Origin of the sequence: Paenibacillus contaminans, assembly GCF_003285015.1 — a bacterium.
Classification (GTDB): domain Bacteria; phylum Bacillota; class Bacilli; order Paenibacillales; family NBRC-103111; genus Paenibacillus_V; species Paenibacillus_V contaminans.
Genome location: NZ_QMFB01000003.1, coordinates 343,049 through 361,875, shown reverse-complemented (window position 1 = coordinate 361,875; position 18,827 = coordinate 343,049). Strand labels below are relative to the sequence as shown.

15 protein-coding genes are annotated in these 18,827 nt (G+C 52.6%); 13 read left to right on the top strand and 2 right to left on the bottom strand.

Annotated elements, in window-relative coordinates; translation table 11 throughout:
• Nucleotides 1-134 precede the first annotated feature (134 nt).
• From DQG23_RS08145 to DQG23_RS08125, 5 genes are all read left to right on the top strand, one after another.
• Nucleotides 135-1,487, top strand: a complete 1,353-nt coding sequence (locus DQG23_RS08145) for a bifunctional folylpolyglutamate synthase/dihydrofolate synthase (RefSeq protein ID WP_113030311.1) — start codon at nucleotides 135-137, stop codon at nucleotides 1,485-1,487.
• Nucleotides 1,488-1,494: 7 nt separating this feature from the next.
• Nucleotides 1,495-2,877: a UDP-N-acetylmuramate--L-alanine ligase gene (gene murC / locus DQG23_RS08140; RefSeq protein ID WP_113030310.1), complete on the top strand. Its 1,383-nt coding sequence runs from the start codon at nucleotides 1,495-1,497 to the stop codon at nucleotides 2,875-2,877.
• Between the two features lie 142 nt (nucleotides 2,878-3,019).
• Nucleotides 3,020-4,495, top strand: coding sequence for an SPOR domain-containing protein (locus DQG23_RS08135; RefSeq protein ID WP_113030309.1), 1,476 nt, complete (start codon nucleotides 3,020-3,022; stop codon nucleotides 4,493-4,495).
• Nucleotides 4,496-4,707: 212 nt separating this feature from the next.
• On the top strand, nucleotides 4,708-5,757 hold the full coding sequence (gene gap / locus DQG23_RS08130) for a type I glyceraldehyde-3-phosphate dehydrogenase (RefSeq protein WP_113030308.1): 1,050 nt from the start codon (nucleotides 4,708-4,710) through the stop codon (nucleotides 5,755-5,757).
• Nucleotides 5,733-5,939, top strand: a complete 207-nt coding sequence (locus tag DQG23_RS08125) for a GapA-binding peptide SR1P (protein WP_113030307.1) — start codon at nucleotides 5,733-5,735, stop codon at nucleotides 5,937-5,939. Before gap ends, DQG23_RS08125 begins: the two co-directional genes overlap by 25 nt.
• Nucleotides 5,940-6,089: 150 nt before the next feature.
• Here DQG23_RS08125 and DQG23_RS08120 read toward each other — a convergent pair whose 3' ends face one another.
• Entirely contained in the window at nucleotides 6,090-7,190 is a 1,101-nt protein-coding gene (locus DQG23_RS08120) for a phosphatidylinositol-specific phospholipase C/glycerophosphodiester phosphodiesterase family protein (protein ID WP_113030306.1), read from the bottom strand.
• A gap of 165 nt (nucleotides 7,191-7,355) precedes the next feature.
• Nucleotides 7,356-7,700 carry a YckD family protein gene (locus tag DQG23_RS08115; protein WP_113030305.1) on the bottom strand — a complete coding sequence of 115 codons (345 nt, stop codon included), beginning with the start codon at nucleotides 7,698-7,700 and terminating at the stop codon, nucleotides 7,356-7,358.
• A 255-nt stretch (nucleotides 7,701-7,955) separates the two neighbouring features.
• On the opposite strand from DQG23_RS08115, the gene DQG23_RS08110 reads away from it, so the two are divergent.
• The 8 genes from DQG23_RS08110 (at nucleotide 7,956) to DQG23_RS08075 (ending at nucleotide 18,675) form a co-directional block, all read left to right on the top strand.
• The gene (locus tag DQG23_RS08110) at nucleotides 7,956-9,071 is read left to right on the top strand and encodes a response regulator (protein ID WP_113030304.1); all 1,116 of its coding nucleotides are present in this window, start codon (nucleotides 7,956-7,958) and stop codon (nucleotides 9,069-9,071) included.
• A 346-nt stretch (nucleotides 9,072-9,417) separates the two neighbouring features.
• The gene (locus DQG23_RS08105) at nucleotides 9,418-12,873 is read left to right on the top strand and encodes an S-layer homology domain-containing protein (RefSeq protein WP_113030303.1); all 3,456 of its coding nucleotides are present in this window, start codon (nucleotides 9,418-9,420) and stop codon (nucleotides 12,871-12,873) included.
• Nucleotides 12,874-13,177: 304 nt separating this feature from the next.
• Nucleotides 13,178-13,939 (top strand): DUF2087 domain-containing protein, encoded by a 762-nt coding sequence (locus DQG23_RS08100; RefSeq protein WP_113030302.1) that lies wholly within the window; start codon nucleotides 13,178-13,180, stop codon nucleotides 13,937-13,939.
• 31 nt (nucleotides 13,940-13,970) lie between these two features.
• The gene (locus tag DQG23_RS08095; protein ID WP_113030481.1) at nucleotides 13,971-14,384 is read left to right on the top strand and encodes a GIY-YIG nuclease family protein; all 414 of its coding nucleotides are present in this window, start codon (nucleotides 13,971-13,973) and stop codon (nucleotides 14,382-14,384) included.
• Nucleotides 14,381-15,619, top strand: coding sequence for an MFS transporter (locus DQG23_RS08090; protein ID WP_113030301.1), 1,239 nt, complete (start codon nucleotides 14,381-14,383; stop codon nucleotides 15,617-15,619). The genes DQG23_RS08095 and DQG23_RS08090 overlap by 4 nt, the downstream gene beginning before the upstream one ends.
• Before the next feature lie 256 nt (nucleotides 15,620-15,875).
• Entirely contained in the window at nucleotides 15,876-17,117 is a 1,242-nt protein-coding gene (locus DQG23_RS08085; protein WP_113030300.1) for an aspartate aminotransferase family protein, read from the top strand.
• The gene (locus DQG23_RS08080) at nucleotides 17,114-17,857 is read left to right on the top strand and encodes an amidohydrolase family protein (protein WP_113030299.1); all 744 of its coding nucleotides are present in this window, start codon (nucleotides 17,114-17,116) and stop codon (nucleotides 17,855-17,857) included. The genes DQG23_RS08085 and DQG23_RS08080 overlap by 4 nt, the downstream gene beginning before the upstream one ends.
• Complete coding sequence (locus DQG23_RS08075; RefSeq protein WP_113030298.1) at nucleotides 17,854-18,675, top strand: amidohydrolase family protein; 822 nt, start codon at nucleotides 17,854-17,856, stop codon at nucleotides 18,673-18,675. Before DQG23_RS08080 ends, DQG23_RS08075 begins: the two co-directional genes overlap by 4 nt.
• Nucleotides 18,676-18,827 lie beyond the last annotated feature (152 nt).

Sequence of the window (18,827 nt, the reverse complement as noted above, 5' to 3'; positions counted from 1 at the left end):
GATGAAGCAGGTTATGTTTGCCGATAAGCTTCACAAGGAGCGAAAATACTAACTGCAAATCCGGAGGAGCCGCAGCGACGACAATAGGTCCGCGCGGCTTTCTTCCGTAAGCGGAATAAAGGTGTGATCGAACGATGAACAGCTTTCAAAGCTATCAGGAAGCCGTGCAATGGATTACGGAACGGGCGCCGAAGCTCGGAATCAGGCCCGGTCTTGGACGGATGTCGATTCTGATGGAGAAGCTCGGCCATCCGGAACGGCGGTTGAAATTTATTCATGTTGCCGGAACGAACGGGAAAGGCTCGACTTGCGCATTTTTGACGAAAGCGCTCGTGAAAAGCGGATATGACGTAGGCACATTCACTTCGCCGTATATGGAGAAATTTACGAACAGGCTTCGTTATAATGAGCAGGATATCGAAGAAGAGCAGTTGCTGGCGCTCGCGAATCAGCTTAAGCCGCTATGCGACGAAATGGCCGAGAGCGTCGAAGGGCAGCCCACGATGTTCGAAATATGCACGGCTCTGGCCATCTTGTATTTTGCCCGCGTGACCTACCCGGATTACGTCGTTTGGGAAACCGGTCTGGGAGGAAGGCTCGACGTGACGAACATCGTGACGCCGGTCGTTTCGGTCATTACGAATATCGGGCATGACCATATGGACATTTTGGGCGATACGCTCGAGCAGGTTGCGCACGAGAAGGCCGGCATCATTAAGCCGGGCGTCGCGGTTGTCAGTGCCGTCGAGCAGCCGGAGGCGCTGCGAGTCATCGAGGATACGGCGAAGTCGAAGAAATCGACGCTTTATTTGATGGGGCGTGATTTCCGGTACGAGACGGAAGTATCCGAGCTGAACCGGCAGCAGTTTCATTTTCATGGGCCGTTCCGCAGCTTGAACGACGTAACCATCGCGATGAACGGCGCCCATCAAGTCAAAAACGCCGCCGTTGCTTTGATGACGCTTGAGGTGCTTCGTCAATATAATGCGCTTGTCATCGAGGAAGAGGTCGTTCTGGAATCGCTGAAGCTGACGGAATGGCCGGGACGGCTCGAGATGATTTCGCTGGAGCCGCGCATTTTGCTTGACGGCGCGCATAATCCCGAAGGGGCGGAAACGCTCGCCAAGGCGCTGCAGGAAACGTACGAATACAAGAAGCTGCGTTTTATGATGGGGATGCTGTCGACGAAGCATCATTCCGGATATCTCAGGCATATACTACCATTGGTGGATACTTTAATCATTACGGAGCCTGATTTTCTCAAAAAAATGAATGCGTCCGATTTGGCGGAGCTCGTACGAGAGCTGCTTTCCGAAACGGGGCGGAAAGTGGACGTCATCGTCGAGCCGGACTGGCGGAAGGCGCTGGCCCTCCTGCATAAAGAGACGGGACCTGACGAGCTCGGCGTCGTATCCGGCACGCTTTATTTGATTTCCGACGTACGGACATGGATGTTATATCAAACCGATTCTGAAAAAGGCTGGTGAGCGGGTCGTGAATACGTCTGAACGCGTACATTTTATCGGCATCGGCGGGTACGGCATGAGCGCGATCGCCAAAGTGATGCTGGAAATGGGGTATCATGTGACCGGCTCCGATCTAGCTCAGCAGGAGCTCACGGAGAAGCTTGCGGCCAATGGAGCCCGCGTTTATATCGGGCATGAAGCGGCTCATGTGCAGGGTGCCGATCTTGTCGTCTATTCGACGGCTCTTTCCAAGGATAATGTGGAAATGAAGCGAGCCGGTGAGCTGAACATACCGGTTATTCATCGCTCGCAAATGCTCGCCCGTCTGATGAATGAGCGCAAGGGCGTCGCGGTAGCGGGCGCGCACGGCAAAACGACGACCTCTTCGATGATTTCGCTCGTCATGGAGCGGTGCGGACAAGATCCGACCTATATTATCGGCGGCGAGATCATGAATGTCGGCAGCAATGCGAAGGCGGGGAAAGGCGAATACGTCGTAGCGGAGGCGGACGAAAGCGACGGCTCCTTTCTGCAGTATCGGCCGAGCGTCGGTATCGTAACGAATATCGAAGCCGACCATCTGGAGCATTATGACGGCGATTTCAACAAGCTGAAGCAGGCTTATGCGAAATTTCTGAGCCAGGTGAAGGAAGACGGAATCGCGATCGTTTGCCAGGACGACCCGGAAATACGGGAGCTGATCCCGATGATCAAAAGCGAGGTCGTAACATTCGGCATCGATGCCGATGCCGATTATATGGCAACCGATATTGCGCTCGGCGACCGAAAAGTATCGTTCCGCGTCAAGCACCTCGGCCAACAGCTTGGCGATGTGACGCTGTCCGTTCCGGGCCGGCATAATGTCTATAATGCGATGGCGACGATCATTACCTGTTTGAAAGCGGGCTTGACCTTCGGGGAGATTGCGGAAGCGATTACCGAATTCAGCGGAGCGAAGCGGCGGTTTCAGGTACTGGGCGAGATCGGAGATATTCTCGTTATCGACGATTACGCTCACCACCCGACGGAAATTCAAGCGACGATCAGCGCGGCTAAAGCGACCGGCAAGCGCATTATCGCGGTGTTCCAGCCGCAGCGCTACACGCGTACTTATTTCTTGTTCGACCAGTTCAGCAGAGCGTTCCCGGAAGCCGACGAGGTCATTATTACCGACATCTACAGTCCGGCGGGGGAGCAGCAAATCGAAGGCATCACCTCGGCGAAGCTTGTCGAGCTTATTCGTCAGAACAGCAACCCGAACGTTTGTCATATTCCGACGAAGGAAGAAGTTCTCGACTATCTGCAAGGCCGTGTCAAGCCGGGCGATCTCGTCATTACGATGGGCGCCGGCGACATTTGGAAAGCCGCGGACGGACTCGCCAAGGCTTTGAAGGCAAGGCAAGGACAATAAATGGAAAGCACGGGACATACTTCGGTATAGCCCGTGTTTTTTTTATTTTTCGGCAGTAAAACTATTCGCCGCACATGTCATATCCTTGTCTACTCTCTCATATGGTTTAGTAGAGAACCTTTTGGACAAGGGAGAGAGTCGGATGAACAAAGCGAAGATTACTTATCGTATAAATAATAAGAATAACCGTCCGGATAAGCCGGAACAGACGGAAGAGCCAAGAGTGATTCAATTGCACGAAGAAGAATTCCGGGTCGAGAAAGCGGCTCGGGAGATGAACCCGTTTACGAACGACTACGGCGCCTGGGACAGTCCGTACGATGCGGAGACGAGAAGACTTGAGCAGCTTATTAGGGAAGCGAACGGGCGAAAGCAGAAGCAAGCGCCGGAGCGCAGGGAGGAAGCCCGCTTTGAGCGGGAGGAGCCTGCTTTTATGCCGGATGAAGACATAACGGAAAAGCAGGAAATCGTTCGCGGCGTGAAGAGCGATATTGCGGAATGGCCGGAACAAGAGGAGCAGGCTTATTATCCGCAAGCCGGCAGCATGGAGAGAGAGAAGCAGCACGCAGGCAACGGTTATGGACGCAATCCGCAAGCCGGCAGAAGCGGAGGAGAGAACCGGTACCGCGATACGCGTTACGATCCGGTCAGCGGTTATTATGGGGCGGACGGCGATTCCGACAGGCATGGGTCCGGCTTCTCCGGCGTTTCGGTGACCGGGTCCCGGTATATCCGCCATTCCCGAACGCCGTGGATGAAAATTACCGCTTCGGTTACCGGTGCGGTCGTGACCGGGGTGGCGCTCGGATTTTTCGTGCTCTCGATGTTTTCCGACGATAAAGCGGCCGAGACGGACAAAATGCCGGAGCTGAACGGCAAGCAGGAGACGGCTGTATCCGCGCCGAATAAAACCGGTACGACCGACACCGGCAAGCAGACAACAACAAGCGGAGGGACTGCGACGGGGGCGAACGTTTCCGCTGCCGGCACGACTAGCGTCAATATTCCGGCCAAGTCTTATGTAGTCCTCCAGGGCGGCAGCTTTACGACGGCGCAGGGCGCCGAAACGGAGCAGGCGAACCTGCGCAAGAAGGGGCTTGCGGCCGTAACGGAAACGTCGGATAAATCCTATGTGTATGTCGGCATGGCGGCAAATAAGGAAAGCGCACAAGAACTGAGCAGCCGGCTCAAGGCTGCGAATACCGACATCTATGTGAAGGAGTATACGCTGCCGGAATTGAAAAGCGCGAATTGGAGCGGCAATAAGGATGCCTTGCAAAATTATTTGACGCAATCCGATAAGCTTGTGCAAATGGCCAGCAAACTGACGCTTATGCATCTGGAGGAGCAAAATTTGACACCTCTCGACGATGCCACGGTTCAATCGGTCAAAGCCGCGCACGAAGGCTGGACGCAAGCCGCCGCGGCGGTAGCGGAAGGGGCTCAAGAGGAAGCGAAGACGCAAATCAATAAAATGAACAACGCGATGAATTCGATGAAAAAATCGATTGACGAGTATAAGAAAAATCCTTCGTCAGCCATGCTTTGGCAAGCGCAGACGTATATGATGCAATTTGTGATCGCCGAAAAGGAGCTGCTCCAATCGATTGCCGTTTAATATAGAGAAAGGCTGTCTTTCGTTAACGGAAGACGGCCTTTTTTTGTCGTGATGAAGGTATCGATCGCGCCTATTTATTATCCTAATCGTTAATAAAAAATATATAATACATACTAATTACGAAAATATGCCTTTATATATTGCGTCATAAATAAAATAATTGTATGATATACATAAATCAAGACGTCTTATTTACGAACTGGGGGGCGACGATGAAACGGAGAATAGCAATAAGCGGGATGGGCAGAATCGGAAGGCTGCTCGTAAGGCGCGCATTTACGGAAGGGCTGGCGGAAGCCGAAATTGTAGCAATCAATACGACGAGTCCGGCGGAAACCGTCGCGCACCTGCTTAAATATGACACGGTACACGGCAAATGGAATGCGGATATCGCGATTGAAAATAAGCGTCTCGTTATTAACGGCCATCCGATCGAAATCGTTATGGAGCGCGATCCGCTGCAGCTTCCTTGGGAACGTCTCGGCGTTCATATTGCGATAGACGCAACCGGGAAATTCAATGACCGTCAAGGCGCGAGCAAGCATATGGCGGCCGGAGCGGAGCGGGTTATTATAACCGCGCCTGGAAGCGGAGTGGATTTGACGGTCGTGATGGGCGTAAACGAAGCATTATACGACCCGCAGCAGCATAAAGTATTGTCGACAGCTTCCTGTACGACGAACTGCCTGGCGCCGATTCTCCAAATTCTCGACGAAGCGTTCGAGGTTGAGCAGGGCTGGATGACGACCGTGCACGCGTTTACCAACGACCAGAATCATATGGATAATCCGCATAAGGATTTACGCAGAGCGCGCGCTTGCACGCAATCGATTATTCCGACCTCGACGGGGGTTGGCAAGGCGCTTAGCGGCGTACTGCCGCATCTCGCTTCCAGAATACAGGGCATTTCGCTTCGCGTTCCGACGCAAGACGTATCCTTGGTCGATTTGACAGCTTTGGTAAGCCGTCCGGTTACGAAGGACGAGGTTAAAGAAGCGCTTCAAAAAGCGGCCGGGGGCAAGCTTGGAGCAGTAGTGGAATATAACGAGCTGCCGCTTGTATCGAGCGATTACATCGGCAACGAGAAATCGGCGGTGATCGACGGGCTGTCGCTGATGGCGGCCGGGAATCAAATCAAGCTTCTCGCGTGGTACGACAACGAATGGGCTTATGCAAGCCGGGTTATCGATTTTGCCGAATATGTTGCGAAAGCCGAAAAAGGGAGCGTGGAGTTACAATGGAGCGAAGCGTTAACGATGTAAATCAAACGTCCGTAACGAAGCATCAGCTTGGCGTCATCCTCTGTCAGTGCTGCGGAGAAGTTATCGATACGGTTCCGACCAACGGCGTGAAAACCTTATACGGCATTTGCGAAGACAACCATTGCCGTGCGCTGTCCGTTCTGCGGATCGATGCAGCCCCCGCCGCAGTCATGAACGATTGAACGAAGAACTCATACAGTATTATATAATAAGACGGCGAAGCCGTTTATCCTTGTCAAACTGTAAATAGCCGTAGAAAGCCTCCATCTCCGCTTGCTTAAAGCGCGGATATGGAGGCTTTTTTAAACGGCTTGCAGAAAGGGGGAATACGATTAAAAGCCGGGAAAGCTTTTGTTTTTCCCCCAAGCGAAGCGCAGCGTAACGAGCGCTATCAGAAAACCGGCGGTGGCGCTTACGTAGACCGTTTGCAGCGTTCCCCAGCCTTTTGATTTGACTGCGGGCGCTTCCGCCGTTTCGGCTGCTTCGGAGCTCTGCACGACAGCGGATGCCTGCATGGGAGTAAGCTTCTGCTCGTGAGCGGGCGATTGCTGCGTTCCAGCCGCCATTGCTTCGCCGGTACCGGCGAAAAATCGCTCCTGCTCGTTGCCGAGAAAATCCGTATATACGCCGTAAACGCCCAAATCCGTCATCGCCCGGATTTCTTCTTCGCTGTTTACCGAATGCACATACGTTTTGACGCCAAGGCTGTTCAAGCCTTCCATCAAATCCGGCATCATTTGCGCCCGCTCGACCGGCATGGCAACGGTTTGGATGTCTTGCTCTCGAACGAAGCTGACGATTTCTTCCGTCGAATCAGCGGACTGGTAGAGGGAGTAGAGCTTGTTGGGGAACGGATAAATGTCTTTGACGGTCTCCACCATTTCTTCCGTATACAGCTCCGGAATGATCCGGTTCAAGATCGTTGGGTCCACCGTTTCCGCGCCTTCCTTAATCAGTCTGAACTGTTCGCGCACAAGATCGGAATCCGTTTCCTTCGTATCGGTAATGAGATAAATATCCGGGTAGGTCTGCATCAATTTCACGATATCCTTGAAGGATAACGCCTTGTATTTGTCCAAGATCGGGAACCCTTTAAAGTCCCTTAACGTTAATGAAACGCCTTTTTTGTCTTCCGGAAGCCCCGGCTGAAGCAAATCGGCCGTATAAGCAAGCCAATCATGCCGCGCAGCCAGCTTGCCGTCCTCCGTTAAAATCAGATCGACCTCGAATATGCGATGCCCTTTCTCATAATTGACCAAAAATGCTTCATACGAATTCGTATAATCGTGACCATTAATACCGCCCATGGCATGAGCGATCATACGGTATTGGGTCCAGTCGGGGGAAGAGTCCGCATTAACGGGGAAAGCCTGAAGACATCCGCAAAGCGCAAGCAGCGCAATAACCGACAAGCGTCGAAGGTAAGAAACCATTGTAACCCTCCTAACATGCGTACTTGACTATACATAGTGTAGCGAACCGAACTTAAGCTAAGATTAGAAAATTGTGAAATCCGGACTTTTGGAACAAAAAGGAAAACCACCGGCGAAAACCGGCGGTTTTTGAGCGAGCCCGTTTCGGGCGATAGAAATCCAAAGCTAGTTCTCGCGATGCTTTTCCTTGTCTCTTTTTTCATGTTTGTCCCATTTGGGGACGAAGCCGTTTTTCTCCAGCATTTCATATCGCTTCTCCATGCGGTCGATCGCATGCTTCCCTTTTTCCTCGGACAAAACGCCGAATTGGACGTATTTGCCGATAACTTCTTTCTTCTTCGCCAAAATGTCTTTATGCAGAGCCGCCAATTCGCTCTTCTGTTGTTCGGATAGCGTAACCTTCGCCGCTTGCTCCTCCGCCGTATGATGATCCGCATATGCCTGCAAGCCGCCGAAGCCGAGTGCAGCAAGCAGACCGGCCGATACGAGAACTGTCGTTACTTTTCGCATGCCCGCACACCTCCTTATTATTTATGCTCGATTAGTATGAGTCCGGATAAGCGTTTTTATGCAGGAATTGGCTTTCCCGGCAGACAAGCGGCAAACTGAAAACATGAAAAGAGCTCCTGTATTCCTGTAAAATGTACTATGATTGTTTTAGCGTTCAAGTTTGGCGTTATTCTTGTCGATAAAACGTTACGACGATCAACTTTCCGATCGCTTGCTAAGGGCAGCTAGAGCGTGTGCATGAAGGAGTGAGCCTGATTGATAAGAGCAATGCTTATTGACGATGAAGAGCATGCATTGGATTTATTGGAAATCTTATTGAACGAAATCGGCGGCATAACGATTGTCGGTCGCTTTATGAACCCTTTTGACGCTTTAGAGCGGCTTGAAGAGCTGCAGGCCGATGCCGTATTTTTGGACATCGAAATGCCCGGCATGTCAGGGGTGGAGGCTGCACGGCGGATCAAGGCGGCGAATTCCCGTACGCAGCTTGTTTTTACGACGGCCTATTCGGAATATGCGCTGGAGGCCTTTGAAATAAATGCCGTGGACTATTTGCTGAAGCCGGCTACGAAAAAAAGGCTGACGGAAACCGTCTCGCGTCTGGCTGTCGTCGAAACAGGCGGTCGTTCCGCAGACGTTCAAGCGGGAGCCTCCGTTTATGTTCAAAGCTTGGGAGGATTTCAAATCCTGACGGAAAGCGGACCGCTTCCTTGGAAAACGAGCAAAGTAAAGGAGCTCTGCGCTTTTTTGATTCATCAAGAAGGCAAGTACATAGATGCGGCAGTCATTATAGAATCGCTATGGCCGGAAGCGGACTACAAAAATGCCAGAACTTATTTTTATACTTGTATTTCATTCTTAAGAAAAAGCTTTCAGGAGTACGGCGTTCAAGCGAACGTGAATAAAAACGGCGGAGGTTACGCCATTGAGGCGAAGGGGCTGGTCAGCGATGTGGCGGAAATTTCCGCTATTGCCGATATGGCGTTGACGGAGGAAGGCCTGGACGTACGCCGGTATGACAAGCTGATCTCGCTGCATAAAGGGGAATATTTGGCGGGGGACGATTTCGGTTGGGCGGTATGGCGGCGGGAGGAGCTTAATTCCAAATACATACTCGCTTTGCGGACCGCGAGCGATCGATTTATGAAAAGCGGAAAACCGATGCTTGCGGCTGACAGCCTGCACCGGATCCTCGCGCTTTCGCCCGATTCCGAGCGTGACGGCCGCGAACTGATTAAGCTATACATAAACGAGGATAAGCGCAATGAGGCGATTAACGTTTACCGCCAGTTGAATGAAGCGGTTTGGCTGCATTTGGGCGTTGAACTTGAGAAAGAAACGGTGCGTTTATACGAGAGCATTTTAACCTAGCCAGTGAAACTTTGCTGCAAGAAGTGGAAATCGATCTGCGGCGTGCTGACTCTAAAGTCAGTTTGTGAATAATAGAGCCCCACTTCGATCTTCCATCAGAAAAAAAGGACCTCAGCCTCCACTTTTGCAGTGGAATTTGAGGTCCTTTCGTTTGGAATTCGGATCGTTTCCATGTGTATCTTTATAGGAAGAACTGCCGCTTTTAAGATTTCTTTAAGATCCTTTGTCGTATGATGGAACAGCGTCGATTAAGCGAAGTTTATGGCGATTCATGCGATAGGTTGTGTCGGAATTCGCAAGGCGATTCGCCCTTGTACGAAAATTCAATCAGAAGGAGTGTATCCGTATGTTATCGAAGCATTTGTCCCGCTATGTTGCCGTCTTAATAAGTTTGGTCGTATTTTGTACGGTTGCCGTACCCGTTTCATGGGCGGCGTTAACCCCGGATTGGAGCGGCTGGATCTCCCCGACGGGTATCGCCAAGGATTCGCAAGGCAGAATCATTGTGACGGATTACGACAAGAAAGTCGTCCGTATTTTCAACGAAGATGAGACTTTGCATCAATTGCTCGGCGCCAATCCGGACGGATCAAGCGATAACCGGTTCAGTGGTCCTATATCCGTTGCCGTTCATCCTGTTACGAAAAATTTGTATGTACTGGATCGTGCGAACCGGAATATCCAAGTTTTCGGCTATTCCATCACCACAGGCTTGTACGGCTACTCCAGCACAATAGCTTTGGATTCAACGGTTTCCAATGCGCGCTCCATTACGATCGATGCAGCGGGGAATGTGTTCGTGGGGCAAGCCTCCAGCATTCTAGTAATTAATGCGAATCAAACCACGCAAATAATTACAGGATCCTCCCTGCTTGGCGCGGCGTCGGACGGAGCAGGAAATCTTTACATATCCCAGTATTGGAACCATACAGTGGTCAAATACGTGAAAACCGGCAGCTCCTACATTTATAACTCCATATTTGCCGGAGTTCAAGGAGTAGCGGGGGCTGACGATGCCCATTTAAATAACCCTAACAACATATTCGTAGGTCCCGATAAAAAAATATATGTTACGGATTCTCAAAATAAGCGAATTAAAGTATATCTGCCTGACGGTACCCTTTCAATGATTTTAAATCCCGCGCAAAATGGCGACCCTGTCAGCTTGTTTGCCGACGGGAACGATATTTTAGTTACTAACTCTTTACTACGCGGAGTTTTTAGATACACAACCTCCGGTCAATTGCTGGGACAGCTAGGGGTGGCAAAGGATAGTACGATCAGCCCGACGAGCGCAAGCTTCGACAAGTATACATCGTCGCCCGGATATGCGGACATCGCCGTAACGATGACGCTGAAGGGGAACACGCTGGCGAGTATCAAGAAAGGGGGAGCAACGCTTACGGCCGGCACGGACTATACCGTATCGGGCAGCACGGTGACGATCAAGAAGGAGTACCTCGCCGCGCAGCCTGCCGGCCCTCTGAACTTGACGTTCGCATTCAGCGCGGGAGCGGATCAGACGCTTGCGGTGACTGTTAGCGATTCGACGCCGGCTCCGCTTCCGGCGCCTACGAACCTGGCGGCGGCTGCCGGAGACAGCCAGATCGCGCTGACTTGGAACAGTGTAACGGAAGCGACTTATTACAATGTTTATATGCGTACCGGCGACGGTTTCTATGACGCGGCTCCGGTTACGACCGTGACAGGCACTACCTATTCGATCACTGGCTTGACGAACGGAACGCTCTACTATTTTATGGTGAAAGCCGCCAATACCACTGTTGAAAGCGAAGCTTCGAACGAAGCCGGCGCGACGCCGCAGGCTGTTGTTCTTCCGGTGTTAACGATGGTGCATATTGCCAGCGATAATGCAAATCCCGTCTATGCGAAAACGGGCGATACGGTAACGTTGACTTTTACCGCAAATACGGCTCTGGACGGCCTTCCCGCTGCCGCGATCGCAGGACGGGCGGCGAACGTAACGGAAATGGGGAATCATACTTATATCGCCTCGTATACGTTAACGGACAGCGAGAACGAAGGAATCGTGACTTTTACGATCGATTTTACAAATGCCGAAGGAATAGCGGGGACGCAGGTATTCGGAACGACGGACGGCAGCGGCGTGATTTTCGACCGGATAGCACCTGAAGGCAGTTTAAGGATTAACGGCGGTGCGGGGTCCGCAAGCTCAGAATCCGTCGTTCTGACGATCGCGATCGGAGACGGGGACGGTTCGGGCGGCGTCCGGATGCGTTTCTCGAACAATCAAGTGAATTGGAGCGAATGGGAGACGGCATCAGGAACGAAAGCGTGGACGCTTGGCTCGGGCAATGGAGCGAAAACCGTATACATGCAATTGATCGACGCGGCTGGCAACGTAACGTCAGTGGCCATTGCAGCATCGATTCAACTGCAGCAATATGTGGAAACTTCGGATCCGAACGTCGACAGCCCGGCTCCCCAAACGGAAACCATTTCGGCCAATGTGCAAAACGGCAAGGACGGAAACGGTTCGGTCGTCTCCTCCACCGTCATTAAGCGAACGACCGATACGGACGGTCAGAAAAAGGATGAAGTGATTTTTACGGTGCAGCAGGCGGCCAAAACGGTGGAACAGCTCGCAGCAGCCGGTTCAAGCTTCGCTAAAATCGTTATCCCTGACCTGAAGGATGAAGTCAAGGAATTAAACGTTACAATTCCGGCGGCTTCGGCGGATTTGCTGGCCGAAGGAAACGTGAGTCTCGAGGTTTCTACCGGCAATGCTCGCATTATCATCCCTTACGATTCGCTGACAGGGCTGAAGGAAGACATATACTTCCGTATCGTACCGGTCAAAAAAGAGGAAGAACGCAAGGAAATCGAGCGGCGGACCAAAACGGAGCAACTCGTTCGTGATGCAGCCGGCAGCGGCAGCGTCCAGGTCGTCGGCCGTCCGATGACGATCGAGACGAATATGCAGAACCGTAAGGTCGAGCTCGTGCTGCCGCTCGGGAATGAAACGTTCAGCGAAGCGCAGCTTAAGGAATTGGGCATTTTCATCGAACATAGCGACGGTACGAAAGAACTTGTCGAAGGGGAAGTCGTTTCATTCGAAGAGAGCGGAAAACGTGGTATCCGTTTCAATGTCGACAAATTCAGTACGTTTACGATCGTTCATATGGAAGGCAAGCAATCGCTCTCTCATGAAACGAAGCATAAGGCGTATATGTTCGGTTATGGGGACGGAACGTTCGGGCCGGACCGGAATATAACCCGCGCGGAAATGGCGGCGATTTTGACCCGTGTTTTCGTTAAAGAAGAGAAGCAAGCGTCGCCTTCCTATACCGATGTTTCGCAAACGCATTGGGCGATGGAGGCTATAAACAAAGCAGCGAAAATGGGAATCATGAACGGATATCCCGAAGCAAGCTTTAAACCGGACGCGCCGATCACCCGCGGGGAGACGGTAAGCATTTTAGCCCGGCTGCTGGACGGAGTGAATGAAGAAGCCGGCAGCTTCGCTGACATAGGCGGTCATTGGGCCCAAGCGGCAATTGAGAAGTCGAAGGCGGCCGGGATTATTGCCGGATACGAGGACGGGACGTTCCGCCCGGAGCAAGCATTGACCAGGGCGGAAGCCGTTGCGATGCTGAATAGGCTTTTAGGCAGAGGTCCGCTATATGGCGCAGAAGCGATGTTTACGGATGTTCCTGAGACGTATTGGGCTTACGGTCATATCCAGGAAGCTTCCTTGGAGCACGGGTATGAGCCGAATGCGGCGGGCGGCGAACCATTTATTTCCGCACGGGAATCTTAATAGGGCTGTTCCAAAAGTCGCTTTTGGAATGATCTGTCCCCACTTCATACGTGATTTCGTTTAACAATAGAACCTTCATTTCCACTTGCATAGTGGTTTGAAGGTTCTTTGCATTCTTTATGGGATTTGCTCACTTGAGAATACTCCTTCCGGGACAGCCTCGTTTTGTTATGAGAAGCTATCGTCAGAAAACTAGACGTTTTGATGAAATGTCTAGTTTTTTTTGTATATGTCGCTTGATAAATAATAAACAATCGTTTATGATGTCTATGTATTAGATAAACGAAATTGAGGGGTGTTTATAATGTTTGATGTTTCGGAGCTGTTTTGGAACGCTACCCTTGACGATATGAAGCGCGGTTTCGTCTATAACGATGAAAACGAGCAATATGTATGCTTGATTTGCGGCGTCGGATTCGAGGAAGGAATCATCTACCCGAGAGACGGCCTTTTCCTCGAAGCGAAGAAATACGTTCGTAAGCATATTGAAGACGAGCACACGTCGATGTTCGATTATTTGATGGGACTCGATAAGAAGCTGACCGGATTGACCGACCTGCAAAAACAGCTTATTCACAGCTTTCAGCAGGGGCTGAGCGACGCCGAAATCGTGAAGGAGCTCGAGGGAGGAAGCACCTCGACCATTCGCAACCACCGCTTTACGCTGCGGGAGAAAGCGAAGCAAGCCAAAGTATTCCTCGCGATCATGGAGCTGATGGTCGATAAGCCCGGGAAGCAGCAGCTTATCCCGATTCACAGAACGGCAACGGTTTTGGACGAAAGATTCGTCATAACGGAAGAAGAGAATGCATTGTTTTTGAAAACGTACTTCAAGGAAGGTCCGGACGGTCCGCTTAGTGAATTTCCCGCGAAGGAGAAGCGGAAGGTCGCCATACTTCGCCATCTGATCAAGCGGTTTACGATCAACAGGAGATACACGGAGAAAGAAGTAAACGCGGTGCTGAAGGCGGCTTTTGCCGACTACGCCACGCTGCGCAGATATTTGATCGAGTACGGCTTTATGGATCGGGAGCCCGATTGCAGCGCATATTGGGTCAAGGTCTAGAAGGGCGAGATAAATGGGAGGAAACAAGGAAATGAACAGAAGAGAAGAACTATTGATGCAATATAAACAAACCAAACGCGAGATGGGGATCGTGCGCATCCATAACGAAGCGAACGGAAAATCGCTGCTTGTCAGCAGCCAGAACGTCCAGGGGACGTTAAACAGCCAGCGGTTTCAATTGAATATGGGCAGTCATGGTAATAAAGAGCTGCAGGAAGAATGGAAGGCTTTCGGCGAAAATCGTTTTTCGATTGAGGTGCTGGAGCTGCTGGATACGGGCGACGACGTCCTGTTCGATTATAAAGACGTGAAAGGCCCCGAAGGATTTCGATACGATATTGCCCGCGACTACAAGGAAAAGCTGCAGGCGCTTGAGCTTAAGTGGCTGAACGAGCTTCAGCCTTACGGCGAGCGCGGGTATCAGCGGAAGGAGGAGGAACGATGAGCGGCAGCCGCACGGATAAAAGCGGTCTTTTCCAAAACCGCTTTGTCCGGACCATTCTCTTGTCCAACACTATGCTGCAGATCGGCATTTGGGTACGGAATTATTCCATTCTTTTGTTCGTCATGGACCAGACCGGCAACGATCCGTATGCCGTATCGCTTATTTCCGTGGCGGAATACGCCCCGATTTTTCTGTTTTCGTTCATTGGCGGAACGTTCGCAGACCGCTGGCGTCCGAAGCGGACGATGGTTTGGTGCGATGTGCTGAGCGCGGCTTCGGTTTTTGCCGTCTTCGCCACGCTTATGTTCGGCACCTGGAAGGCCGTGTTTTTTGCGACGCTCCTGTCCGCCATATTATCGCAGTTTTCGCAGCCTTCCGGCATGAAATTGTTCAAGCAGCACGTTCCGCCTGAGCAGGTTCAGCAAGGAATGGCGCTTAACCAAACGATTATGGCCGTGTTTATGATTCTGGGTCCTGTTCTTGGAGCGCTCGTATTTCAATCTTTCGGTATCCAAACGTCTATTATCGTTACGGGCATCGCCTTTCTCTTGTCGGCCGCGGTCCTGACGCGGCTGCCGGCGGACCGTAAACCGGTGGAGGATAAAGCCCCGAGCGGTTTTTGGCGGGAGCTCGGCGACGGAATCCGTTATGTAAAGAAGAGTCAAGTGTTGACCGCGTTGGCCGGAACGTTTGCCGCCATAGGGCTTGCAAGCGGCGTTATGCAGCCGCTCGGGGTGTTTCTGCTGACGGAACGGCTCGGCTTGCCTAAGGAAAACCTGCAATGGTTCATGATGATTAACGGAGCCGCGATGCTGATCGGGGGCGGACTTATCGCAGCGCTTTCGAAAAAGCTGCCGCCGCAGCGGCTGCTGGCGATCGGCATGCTGGCGGATGCGGTCGCGGCCGCGACGATGGGAATGTCGACGTCAGTCGCACTGACGATGGTCGCGCAATTCATGATGGGCTTTTTCTTCCCTTGCTTCATGATCGGCATCAGTACGCTTATTTTGCAAAACACGGAGCAGTCGTTTATCGGGCGGGTCAACGGGGTGTTAAATCCGTTTTTCATGGGGATGATGGTCATATCGATGAGCGTGGCAGGCTGGCTCAAAGATCAATTATCGCTGGTAGTCGTCTTTGAAGCGGCGGGAGCGGTTTTCGTTATCGGCCTGCTGTTCGTTTTCCCGCTGTTTAAGCTGAAGAAACAGGCGGATAACAGACAAACGGCGGTATGAACGAGAACAGGGAGTCGGACTTCGGTCCGGCTCTTTTCACGTTTTCCGGACTTGACGGTTCATCGGTAATGATCACGTCGGCAATGGAATGAACGGCGAAACCGCTACTTTTTGCCGGCATCCTTCGACGCCGCCGGACTCTCAATGTTACGATTGACAGTGAAATGTATGTATCTTAATATTAGAGTTGTATGATACATTGATTAAAATAAATACAGGTTGTACGGCTTGTATCCAATTTAGGAGAGTGATCTCGATGGGCGTATCGAAATCGCAACAATGGGCGGAACGGAGCCTCAGGTCGATCCCTTGGGGATCGAGCACTTGCTCCAAAGCTCCCTCTTTTCTGCCTGAGGAACCGGGTGTTATCGTAAGGGGTAAAGGATGCCGCGTTTGGGATGCGGACGGTAAGGAGTACATCGACTATCGCAACGGGCTGGGACCGGTAACGCTTGGGTACGGTTATCCCGCAGTCGATGAAGCGATACGCGAACAGCTCGCGAACGGGATCGTATTCGGACATCCGCATACGCTCGAATGCGAGGTGGCCGAGCTGGCTTGCGAGCTTATCCCTTGCGCGGAGCAAGCGCGGTTTTTGAAGACGGGGGGCGAAGCCCTTGCCGCCGCCATTCGCATTGCACGGCATTATACGGGCAGGGATCATATCGTGCAGGTCGGCTACAATGGCTGGGTGAACGCCCTTGCTGCAGGGAGCGCTACGCTTCCCGGACAAAAGGCGCAGTCGGTACCGGGGGTTCCTGCAGCTGTGAGCGCATTGCACCATGCGTCCGCTTGGAACGATATCGGTCAACTGGAGCGTTTGTTTGAGCAATATGACGGGCAGATCGCTGCGCTGATCGTTGCCGCCGACTATGAGCATATAGGGGCGGGGAAAACATTTTATCCGGCAATCCGCGCTCTGACGGAAAAACATGGCGCCCTGCTTGTGTACGACGAGATCGTCACCGGATTTCGGATCGCGATCGGAGGCGTACAGCAATATTTCGGCGTGAATCCGGATTTGGCGGTATTCAGCAAAGGAATTGCGAACGGCATGCCGTTATCCGTTTATGCCGGCCGCAAGGAAGTCATGAAGGCGTGCGATGTCGGCGGAACGGTCATTTCCTCGACGTTCGGCGGAGAAATGTTGTCGCTTGCCGCCGCCAAGGCAAGCATGACGATCTATAAGGAGCAAGACGTCGTCGGGCATTTGTGGAAACAGGGAGAGCGGATGTGGGGCGGTTTAAACCGCATCTTTGCGGAGAAGGAAATTCCGATGAAAATGGCGGGCCTATGGCCTTGTCCGACATTCGTTGCGGAGCCGGGAGCGAAGGCGGATTTGAAGGAACGGTTTTTCAGGCTTGCTTATCGGCATGGCGTCTCTTTGTATAACGTTTCTTATGTGAACTACAGCCATGGCGACCAGGATATCGACGAGACGCTCGAAAGGCTGCAAGGTGTTTGCGAACAGCTGCAGAAGGAGATGGAAGCGGAATGATCGATGCCCATATTCATCTGACGGGAAGCCAGCTGCCGCCGGAGACGCTGGAGGAAGGGGATCGGTTAGGCGTGAAGCTGTTCGTCGGCAGCTGCCTTGGCGCATTCCATTACCAGCCTACCTTCGAAGAAGTGAGCAAGGCGAACGACGATATGGCAGCCGTTGTGCGCTCCTATCCTGACCGTGTCCGGGGTTATTGCTACGTGAATCCGCGGCATGGAGCCGCGGCGCTCGACGATTTTCGCGCTCGTGTCGAGAACGGCGGCATGATCGGCCTTAAGCTGTGGGTGGCGACGCTTTGCAACGATCCGCTCGTTTATCCGTTCATCGAAGCCGCGATCGAATACCGGTTGCCGATACTTATCCATGCCTGGGATAAAACGATCGGCCAGCTTCCGTACGAATCGAAGGCGGTCCATGTCGCCGATCTCGCCCGCCGGTACCCGGAAGCGCGCATTTTGATGGCACATCTCGGCGGGCAGGTCGAAAGCGCCGTCAATACGATCGCTCCTTACCCGAACGTGCTTACCGATACGTCCGGTACGCCTATCGGAGGCGGAGAGATCGCGATATCGGTTGAAAGACTCGGAGCGGAACGGGTCGTCTTCGGATCCGACCTGCCGATCGGCTGCCTGGCCGCAAATATCGGGAAAATATTCGCCGCCGGTTTACCGCCGGATGAACTCCGCCTTGTAATGGGCGGCAATATGGAACGACTGCTGGCGGAGGTAAAACAATGATCGATACGAGTTCCTTTTATGCGCCTTTTCTTGCGCAAAAAGCAATTGACGTCACCGCGTTCATCGGCACTTGGCCGACTCGTTACCAGTCCCGTGCGACGGCCGCGGACTTATCCGCGATGGCCGACCGGCTGCAGCTGGAAGCTATGTGCGTAAGCCATATCGCATCCATTCACGGTCACGATACGCGTTCCGGCAACGAAGCGCTGTTCGCCGAATCGGCGTCCGACGACCGGCTCTTGCCTTTCGTCATTATCACTCCGGCGGAGACGAATTGGGAGGCGGAGCTGGAATGGGCGGCCGCTTCGGGAGCGAAAGGCGTGCGATTGGTTCCGGGCTACCACGGGTACGATCCTGCCGGGAGCGACGCGAAGGCGCTATACGCGGCCGTTCGCCGTCTCCGGCTGCCTCTGCAAATCGCCGTAAGGCTGCAGGACGAGCGGCTTCAGCATCCCCGCTTCATGGCGGAGCATTTGCCGTTCCACATCGCGGCTGAGCTTATCGTTATGCTGGAAGGACATCCGCTCCTGCTTAGCGGTTTTCGCGAGCACGAATGGGAGCAGGTTAAGCGAATGCTTCCGCAAGGCGCCTGCTTGGAGCATGTTTGCTGCGACCTATGGTTCTGCAACGGGCCGCTTGCGGTCATTTCCAAGCTGTGCGCGCGGGGCGAGGCCGAAAGGTTCGCATACGGCTCCTGCACGCCGATCCAGTCGGCCGAAGCGACGGCGCTGCAGCTTGCCGCAGCCGCGATCGGAGAAGCGGACCGGGCTCTTCTTTGCCGCGGCAATGCAGGGCGATATTTATCAACCGGGGAATAACGTTATAGGCGGACCGGCCGCCGCCATGCGGCAAAACGGGGACAGCCCCAAAATAGGTAGAGGCAAATGGAACAGTCTCATTATTTAAACAAATAGCTTCCAAAACCACCCTTAAAGTGGTAGCGGAAGCTATTTGTTTGCTAATTTAACAC